The following is a 7,467-nucleotide window of genomic DNA, read 5'->3' as shown; positions in this document are numbered from 1 at the left end:
GCGCAATCAGTACTAGGGCATTACGCTACAAATACGATAGCAAAAAGACTTTTAACCGATCACTGCTTGACCACGTCCGCGCCCGCTGGCGGCTTGAAGTCGAACGTCGAGGCCGGCAGCGAGGCGCTCGACTGCACGTTGGTAAAGCGGATGGCCGAGCGCTGGCCGAAGCTGTCCAGGATGTCGAGCGCCGCGAGCCGTTCGCCCTGGAAGCCCACGCGCACGCTCTTGAGCTGCCCGTCCTTGGCCTTCGGCGTGGCCAGCACCCACTGCAGTCCGTCCTGCTCGGGCTGCGCCTGTAGCGCGAAGTCGGCGCGCAGCGCCTGCAGGTCGGGGGCCGAGGCCAGCAGCGCTGCCGGCGTGGTACCCAGGGCCTGGGCCTGCGCGCGCTGGGTGACCTGGTTCAGGTCGGCGTCGTAGAGCCACAGCGTCTTGCCGTCGGCCACGATGGTCTGCTCGAACGGCTTTTGGTAGGTGAAGCGAAAACGCCCGGGGCGCTGGAATTCGAAGGTGCCGCTGGACGTCTTGGTCCGCGCCGCCTCGCCGTCCTTCGGGGGGGCGGTGACGGTCTGCGTGAAATCGGCACGGCCGGCGGCCGCACCCTTCATGAAGGACTCGAGGCTTTTGAGGCCGTCGGCGCTGGCGCACTGGGCAGCGGCCGCGATCAGGGCGGTGAGGATGATTTTTTTCATGGGTTCTCGGTATCTGAGGCCGGGTGCCGGCTTTTCCAGGGCCGCCGGCTCATTCGCCGCCGCCGCGGGCAGGCACCAGCACTTCGCGCTGGCCGCTGGTGGTGAGGCCGCTCACGAGGCCCGCCTTCTCCATGTCTTCGAGCAGGCGGGCGGAGCGGTTGTAGCCGATGCGCAGCTTGCGCTGTACGTACGAAATGCTGGCCTTGCGGTCCTTGAGCACCACTTCCACGGCCTGGTCGTACATGGGGTCCTTCTCGCCGCTGCCTCCGTCCCCGTCGCCCAGCGGGCCGTCGTCGCCATCGACCGTGCCGCCCTCCAGCACGCCCTCGATGTAGTCGGGTTCGCCCTGGCTCTTGAGGTAGCTCACCACGCGGTGCACCTCTTCGTCGGACACGAAGGCGCCGTGCACGCGCACGGGCAGGCCGGTGCCGCTGGCCATGTAGAGCATGTCGCCCATGCCCAGCAGGGCCTCGGCGCCCATCTGGTCGAGGATGGTGCGGCTGTCGATCTTGCTGCTCACCTGGAAGGCGATGCGCGTCGGAATGTTGGCCTTGATCAGCCCGGTGATCACGTCCACGCTGGGGCGCTGCGTGGCCAGGATGAGGTGGATGCCGGCTGCGCGCGCCTTTTGCGCCAGGCGGGCGATCAGCTCTTCGATCTTCTTGCCCACCACCATCATCAGGTCGGCCAGCTCGTCGATCACCACCACGATGTGCGGCAGGCGCTGCAGCGGCTCGGGCTCTTCGGGCGTGAGGCTGAACGGGTTGTAGATGAACTCCTCGCGCGCCTTGGCCTCGTCGATCTTCACGTTGTAGCCGGCCAGGTTGCGCACGCCCAGCTTGCTCATGAGCTTGTAGCGGCGCTCCATCTCGGCCACGCACCAGTTCAGGCCGTGGGCGGCCTGCTTCATGTCGGTGACCACGGGCGCCAGCAGGTGCGGAATGCCTTCGTACACCGACATTTCCAGCATCTTGGGATCGATCATCAGCAGGCGCACATCGCGCGCCTCGGCCTTGTAGAGCAGCGAGAGGATCATGGCGTTGATCCCCACCGACTTGCCCGAGCCGGTGGTGCCGGCCACCAGCACGTGCGGCATCTTGGCCAGGTCGGCCACCACGGGGTTGCCCACGATGTCCTTGCCCAGGCCCATGGTGAGCATGCTCTTGCCCTCGTGGTAGACGTGCGAGCCGAGGATCTCGGACAGCCGGATCGACTGCCGCTTGGCGTTGGGCAGCTCCAGCGCCATGAAGTTCTTGCCCGGGATCGTTTCGATCACGCGGATGGAGACCAGCGACAGCGAGCGCGCCAGGTCCTTGGCCAGGCCCACGATCTGCGAGCCTTTCACGCCGGTGGCGGGCTCGATCTCGTAGCGGGTGATGACCGGGCCCGGCATGGCGGCAACCACGCGCACTTCCACGCCGAAATCCTTGAGCTTCTTCTCAATGAGGCGGCTGGTCATCTCCAGGGTTTCAGGAGAGACCGTCTCCTGGCGCTGCGCGGGCGGGCCGTCCAGCAGATCGACCTGCGGCAGGCGGCTGTCGGGCATGTCGGTGAACAGGGGCTTTTGGCGTTCCTTCACCACGCGGGCGCTCTGGGGCACGTCGGACAGCACCGGCTCGATTATCTGCACCGGCTGCGGATGATGCTGCTCGACCTCGTGGCGCTCCTCCAGCACCACTTCTTCGCGTTCGCGCGCGGCGCGCTTGCCCACGGCCACGTCCTTGGCCTTCTCGCGCTTGGCCCGACCCAGCTGCACCAGCGCATCGATGCGCCCGCCCAGCCGCTCGGCCACGTGGCCCCAGGAGAAGCGGAACACCAGCGCCGCGCCCAGCACCACCAGGATCACGCCCACCAGGCCCGAGCCGGTGAACCCCAGCCACTTCACGCCCGCAGGCCCGGTGAGATAGCCGATCGCACCGCCCGCATGGCCGGGCAACAGGGACTCCAGCCGGTACAGGCGCGACCACTCCAGCCCGGTGCTGGCCGCCATCAACACGATGAGGCCGCCCCAGAACATCGCGCGCCGCACCATCGGGCTGTGCGCATTGGCGCCGGCGTCTTCGCCGCCCCGCATCCAGCGCGCCAGGGAAGACAGCCAGGCCCGCACCGCCGCGGCCACGCACCACCAGACCGAAAAGCCCAGCGCGAAATAGCTGCTGTCGGCCAGCCAGGCACCGAAGCGGCCGGCCCAGTTGGCCATCAGCCGGCCGTCGCCCACGCCCGAGGTGGACCAGGCGGCGTCCTGCCCCGAATAGGTCGCCAACGCCAGCAGCCAGAAAACCAGGGCCACGAGACCGAGCACCAGGCTGATCTCGTGGCCGAAACGTGCGGCCCCGCTGCGGGGCGGCGACTTGCCTGCGGAGGCATTGAGGGTATTGAGGGAGTAGGTCATAAACGTGCGCGGCCAAGCTTACCCCATGCGCATTGCGCGGTTTTTGCGCCGGTCGCGGCGCCGAGCGCCCCGGTGGAGCGCCCGGCTTTTCATCGCTTCTTACAATGGGCGCGATTGAAAAAGCGGCGCCATCCACCGGTGGCGGCGGGTTGATACTCCGCGGCTGCGGTCCCATCTGCCCATCCAGCCCGGCCGCGGGCGCATACAAACATTTACCTTCCTTCCATGTCCAACACGCAACACGCCAAAGTCCTGATCCTGGGCTCCGGCCCCGCCGGCTACACCGCCGCCGTGTACGCAGCGCGCGCCAACCTGAGCCCCGTGCTCATCACGGGCATCGCCCAGGGCGGCCAGCTGATGACCACGACGGAAGTGGACAACTGGCCGGCGGACGTGCACGGCGTGCAGGGCCCCGACCTGATGCAGCGCTTCCTGGAGCATGCCGAGCGCTTCAAGACGCAGATCGTGTTCGATCACATCAACCAGGTGGACTTCAGCCAGCGGCCGTTCACGCTCAAGGGCGACAGCGGCACCTACACCTGCGACGCGCTCATCCTGGCGACCGGCGCCTCGGCCAAGTACCTGGGCCTGCCGTCCGAGGAGGCCTTCATGGGCCGCGGCGTGTCGGGCTGCGCCACCTGCGACGGCTTCTTCTACCGCGAGCAGGACGTGTGCGTGGTCGGTGGCGGCAACACCGCCGTGGAAGAGGCGCTGTACCTGTCCAACATCGCCCGCAAGGTCACGCTGGTGCACCGCCGCGACCGGTTCAAGGCCGAGCCCATCCTGGTGGACAAGCTCAACGAGAAGGTGGCGGCCGGCAAGATCGAATTGAAGTTGTTCCACACGCTGGACGAGGTGCTGGGCAACGACGGCGGCGTGACGGGCATCCGCGTCAAGAGCACGGTGGACGGCCGCACCGAGGACATCGCGCTGCAGGGCTGCTTCATCGCCATCGGCCACTCGCCCAACACCGCCATCTTCGAAGGCCAGTTGACCATGGAGAACGGCTACATCGTCACGCAGGGCGGCCTCAAGGGCTTCGCCACGCAGACCAGCGTGCCGGGCATCTTCGCCGCAGGCGATGTGCAGGACCATGTGTACCGCCAGGCCATCACCAGCGCAGGCACGGGCTGCATGGCCGCGCTGGATGCGCAGCGCTTTCTCGAGCAGGATGGCGTCATCTGAACAAAGCGGGCTATAATCCGCGGCTTTGCTGAAATTGGGCGGGCTTTGCGCCATCCTGGACACGGCAATCGGGTTACCGCCACCCTGAACTGGCGAGGTGAGGCCGACGGCAGGCCTTGCGATCCAAAGCGTTCTTCGCTGGCGATCCGCAGGGCACCCGCTCGAAGGCCGTTGAAAACATTGGAGTGTCCTCATGGCACGCGTATGTGAAGTCACGGGCAAGGGCCCGATGGTCGGGAACAATGTTTCCCACGCCAACAACAAAACCAAGCGCCGGTTCCTGCCGAACCTGCAATACCGCCGTTTCTGGGTCGAGAGCGAAAACCGCTGGGTGCGCCTGCGCATCTCCAACGCCGGCCTGCGTTTGATCGACAAGAACGGTATTGACTCCGTGCTCGCAGACCTGCGTGCACGTGGCCAAGCTTAAGGAGAAGCACCATGGCAAGCAAAGGCGGACGCGACAAGATCAAGCTGGAATCCACTGCGGGTACCGGCCACTTCTACACCACCACCAAGAACAAGAAGACGATGCCCGAGAAGATGCTGATCATGAAATTTGATCCAAAAGCTCGCAAGCACGTCGAATACAAGGAAATGAAGCTGAAGTAATTCAGCCTCAGGCCCCTTCAGAAACCGCCCGGCACCCCGGGCGGTTTTTTTTATGCCCGCTTGCGCTGTTCATGATCGCCGGCCGGCGTGCTCCCCATCGGTGCCGCCCCGGCAGCGGGCAGCGCGTCAGGCCGCGCGGCGCAGGGCCGGCTCGGCGCGCTGCTGGGCCATGAGCGTGCCCAGCGTGCGGTAGGCCTCCTCCACCTCGGGCGTGAACGGCATGCCGCAGCTCAGGCGCAGGAAGTTTTCGTAGCGCCCGGTGTTGGAGAACATCGGGCCCGGCGCGATGCGGATGCCGCACTGCAGGGCCTGGTCGTACAGGCGCGTGGTGGAAATGTCGGGGGGCAGCTCCAGCCACAGGCTGATCCCGCCCGGCGGCAAACTCAGCCGCGTGCCCACCGGAAAGTACCGCGCCACCGCGCGCGCCGAATGCTCCCGCTGCACACGCAACTGGGTGCGCATGCGGCGCATGTGGCGCTCGTACGCTGGTGAGTCCACGCTGCGCGCGGCCAGCAACTGGGACCAGGTCTGCATGTTGCGCGTGCGGGCGAACTTGAGCATCTGCACCCGGGCCTGCCAGCGCCCGGCGCTCATCCAGCCCTGGCGCAGGCCGGGCGCGAAGCTCTTGCTGAGCGAGGCGCAATAGATCACCTGCCCGGCATCGCCCACCTTGTCCCAGGCCTTGGCGGGCCGCAGCGCGCGGGGCGACTCGACGAACTCGCGGTAGATGTCGTCCTCGACGAGTGCCAGCCCGTATTCCACGCACAGCGCCACCAGGCGTTCCTTGTGCGCATCGGGCATCACGCTGCCCTGCGGCATCTGCAGGTGGGGCACCACCACCACGCCCTTCAAGCGCGGCTCGTTGCGCGCCGCCAGTTCCAGCGCCTCCAGCGAAATGCCGGTGTGCGGGCTGCAGGGAATCTCCAGCGCCTTCAGGCCGCGCACCTGGATGGCCTGCAGGATGCCGAAGAACGTCGGCGACTCCACCGCGATCACGTCGCCCGGCTCGGCGATGGCGTCCAGCGCCAGGGTGACCGCCTCCGAGTTGCCATGGGTGGCGCCGATGTCGGAGGGCGCCAGGCACACCCCGAACGTCAGCGCATGGCGGGCCATCGCCTGCTGGAACTCCACGTGGGTGGTGGGCGCCGAGGGTCCGTAGACGAGGATGTCGGGCTGCTCGCGCAGCAGGCTTTGCGCCAGCCGGTTCAGCGCCCGGGCATCGAACAGGCTGGGCGCCGGCATGGCGCTGCCCAGGTCCAGCGGCACCCGGCCGGCGCGGCGCGCCTTTTCCAGGAACATGGAGATGCGCTCGTTGATGCCGGCGAAAACGCTCGGGTCGTCTGGCAGCGGCTCCAGCAATTCGGGCTCGCGCGCGCCGGGCAGCGCCATGCCGCCGGGCTCGCGCACGAAGTAGCCCACGCGCTCGCGGGCCTCCACGCTTCCCTGGGATTCGAGGTGCCGCAGCACCTGCAGCGCGGTCGTCAGGCTCACCTGGTGGCGCTGGCACAGCTCGCGCACCGACGGCATGCGCATGCCCGGCTGCAAACTGCCGGCGGCGATCGCCTGCTCGTACAGGGCCGCCAGCTGGCGGTACAGGGGGGTGGTCTCTCGGGGATCGGCAGGGCGGGACATGGCAGGCATCGGAAGAACCCGCGCGCCAGGCCCCGCGCGCGGCAAGCGGGAATCCCATCATGCCCCGGCACCGCGCACCGGAACAGATACAGGATGGAACATGGCGAACCATAACAGCCCCCTGTCGATCGCGGCTGTTCTACCTGCCGCCGGTGGCGCTTGTACCTGCCCCAAAAGGCCGGCTTTTCTTACGCTGGAGCCCTCATCGAAGGAGTCCGCCATGACGCAAGCCACCCGCCCGACCGCCACTGCCACTGCCACCACCGCCCCCCCTGCCCTGCGCCTTGTTCTGGACATCGAGCCGGGGCAGCACGTGCTGGCCTGCCTGCCCCCCGCCAGCACGCTCCGGGCGCTGGAGGGCGACATCGCCCTGGGATTCGGCCCGCTGGTCTGCGGGCAGGTGCTGCATGTGGGCCAGCAGACGCTGGTGGCCGGGCAGGCGCTCACCCAGGACAGCGGTGCGCCCACCACCTGGGTGCGCCTGGGTAACCCGGGCCGCTGGCCGGTGCGCGCTGTCTTGATCGAAGCGGTGCCGCAGCCCGGCGCCCTGGCGCAGGCCTGGGGATGGATGAAGGCCCGGTGGCATGCTGCCGCAGCCAGCGGAGCGCGGGCGTCCGGCGAGGTCGGCGCAGCGCACTGAGCCGCAGCCGACACGGGTCGGCCCTGGGACGCCGAAGCGTTGCCGACCCGGCAGTCCCTGAGGGTCAGACCTGCGCCGCGCGCAGCCGCAGCGAAAACTCGCGCAGGGCCGCCACGCCGCTTTCCTCGGCGCGGTGGGCACCAGGCCTGCAGGTCGGCCGTGAGCTGCTCGCGCGACTGCGACGTGTTCAGCCACAGCTGGCGCAGTTCTTCGCGCATGGTCATCATCTTGTCGAGCACCGGATGGGCAGCGCGGGCCTGGGCCAGGTGCGGCTTGGCGCGGGCGGGCACCTTCTCGGCATCGCGGTGGGCCCAGCG

7 protein-coding genes and 1 pseudogene are annotated in these 7,467 nt (G+C 68.0%); 4 read left to right on the top strand and 4 right to left on the bottom strand.

The annotated features are described in order from the left end of the window. Positions 1–59: 59 nt before the first annotated feature. Together lolA and AC27IQ_RS16275 are read right to left on the bottom strand one after the other, a co-directional pair. Positions 60–692: an outer membrane lipoprotein periplasmic chaperone LolA gene (lolA, locus tag AC27IQ_RS16280; protein WP_487090072.1), complete on the bottom strand. Its 633-nt coding sequence runs from the start codon at positions 690–692 to the stop codon at positions 60–62. Between the two features lie 49 nt (positions 693–741). Continuing rightward, on the bottom strand, positions 742–3,084 hold the full coding sequence (locus AC27IQ_RS16275) for a DNA translocase FtsK (protein ID WP_284429075.1): 2,343 nt from the start codon (positions 3,082–3,084) through the stop codon (positions 742–744). Positions 3,085–3,309: 225 nt separating this feature from the next. Here AC27IQ_RS16275 and trxB point away from each other — a divergent pair, with 225 nt between their 5' ends. The 3 genes from trxB to rpmG all read left to right on the top strand — a co-directional run bounded on the left by trxB (position 3,310) and on the right by rpmG (position 4,878). Continuing rightward, positions 3,310–4,269, top strand: coding sequence for a thioredoxin-disulfide reductase (gene trxB, locus AC27IQ_RS16270; protein WP_272564625.1), 960 nt, complete (start codon positions 3,310–3,312; stop codon positions 4,267–4,269). Between the two features lie 193 nt (positions 4,270–4,462). Then, on the top strand, positions 4,463–4,696 hold the full coding sequence (rpmB, locus tag AC27IQ_RS16265; RefSeq protein WP_087496789.1) for a 50S ribosomal protein L28: 234 nt from the start codon (positions 4,463–4,465) through the stop codon (positions 4,694–4,696). Between the two features lie 11 nt (positions 4,697–4,707). Next, a complete protein-coding gene (gene rpmG / locus AC27IQ_RS16260; RefSeq protein WP_008904999.1) occupies positions 4,708–4,878 on the top strand; it encodes a 50S ribosomal protein L33 in 171 nt (56 codons plus the stop codon). 126 nt (positions 4,879–5,004) lie between these two features. Here rpmG and AC27IQ_RS16255 read toward each other — a convergent pair whose 3' ends face one another. After that, positions 5,005–6,510, bottom strand: coding sequence for an aminotransferase-like domain-containing protein (locus AC27IQ_RS16255; RefSeq protein ID WP_317354739.1), 1,506 nt, complete (start codon positions 6,508–6,510; stop codon positions 5,005–5,007). Positions 6,511–6,730: 220 nt separating this feature from the next. Here AC27IQ_RS16255 and AC27IQ_RS16250 point away from each other — a divergent pair, with 220 nt between their 5' ends. Then, entirely contained in the window at positions 6,731–7,150 is a 420-nt protein-coding gene (locus tag AC27IQ_RS16250; RefSeq protein WP_487090071.1) for a hypothetical protein, read from the top strand. A gap of 64 nt (positions 7,151–7,214) precedes the next feature. Here the strand turns inward: AC27IQ_RS16250 and AC27IQ_RS16245 are convergent. Further along, a pseudogene (locus tag AC27IQ_RS16245) lies at positions 7,215–7,467 on the bottom strand (DesA/ISL3 alpha bundle tail domain-containing protein); the annotation flags it as partial.

This window comes from Acidovorax sp. KPB24-07 (assembly GCF_057543315.1).
This window is presented reverse-complemented; position numbering and strand designations above follow the sequence as displayed.

Excerpts from the sequence above, each read along its gene's own strand:
- lolA (WP_487090072.1), bottom strand. The coding sequence starts at position 692 with ATGAAAAAAATCATCCTCACCGCCCTGATCGCGGCCGCTGCCCAGTGC.
- trxB (WP_272564625.1), top strand. The coding sequence starts at position 3,310 with ATGTCCAACACGCAACACGCCAAAGTCCTGATCCTGGGCTCCGGCCCC.
- rpmG (WP_008904999.1), top strand. The coding sequence starts at position 4,708 with ATGGCAAGCAAAGGCGGACGCGACAAGATCAAGCTGGAATCCACTGCG.
- AC27IQ_RS16275 (WP_284429075.1), bottom strand. The coding sequence starts at position 3,084 with ATGACCTACTCCCTCAATACCCTCAATGCCTCCGCAGGCAAGTCGCCG.
- rpmB (WP_087496789.1), top strand. The coding sequence starts at position 4,463 with ATGGCACGCGTATGTGAAGTCACGGGCAAGGGCCCGATGGTCGGGAAC.
- AC27IQ_RS16250 (WP_487090071.1), top strand. The coding sequence starts at position 6,731 with ATGACGCAAGCCACCCGCCCGACCGCCACTGCCACTGCCACCACCGCC.
- AC27IQ_RS16255 (WP_317354739.1), bottom strand. The coding sequence starts at position 6,510 with ATGTCCCGCCCTGCCGATCCCCGAGAGACCACCCCCCTGTACCGCCAG.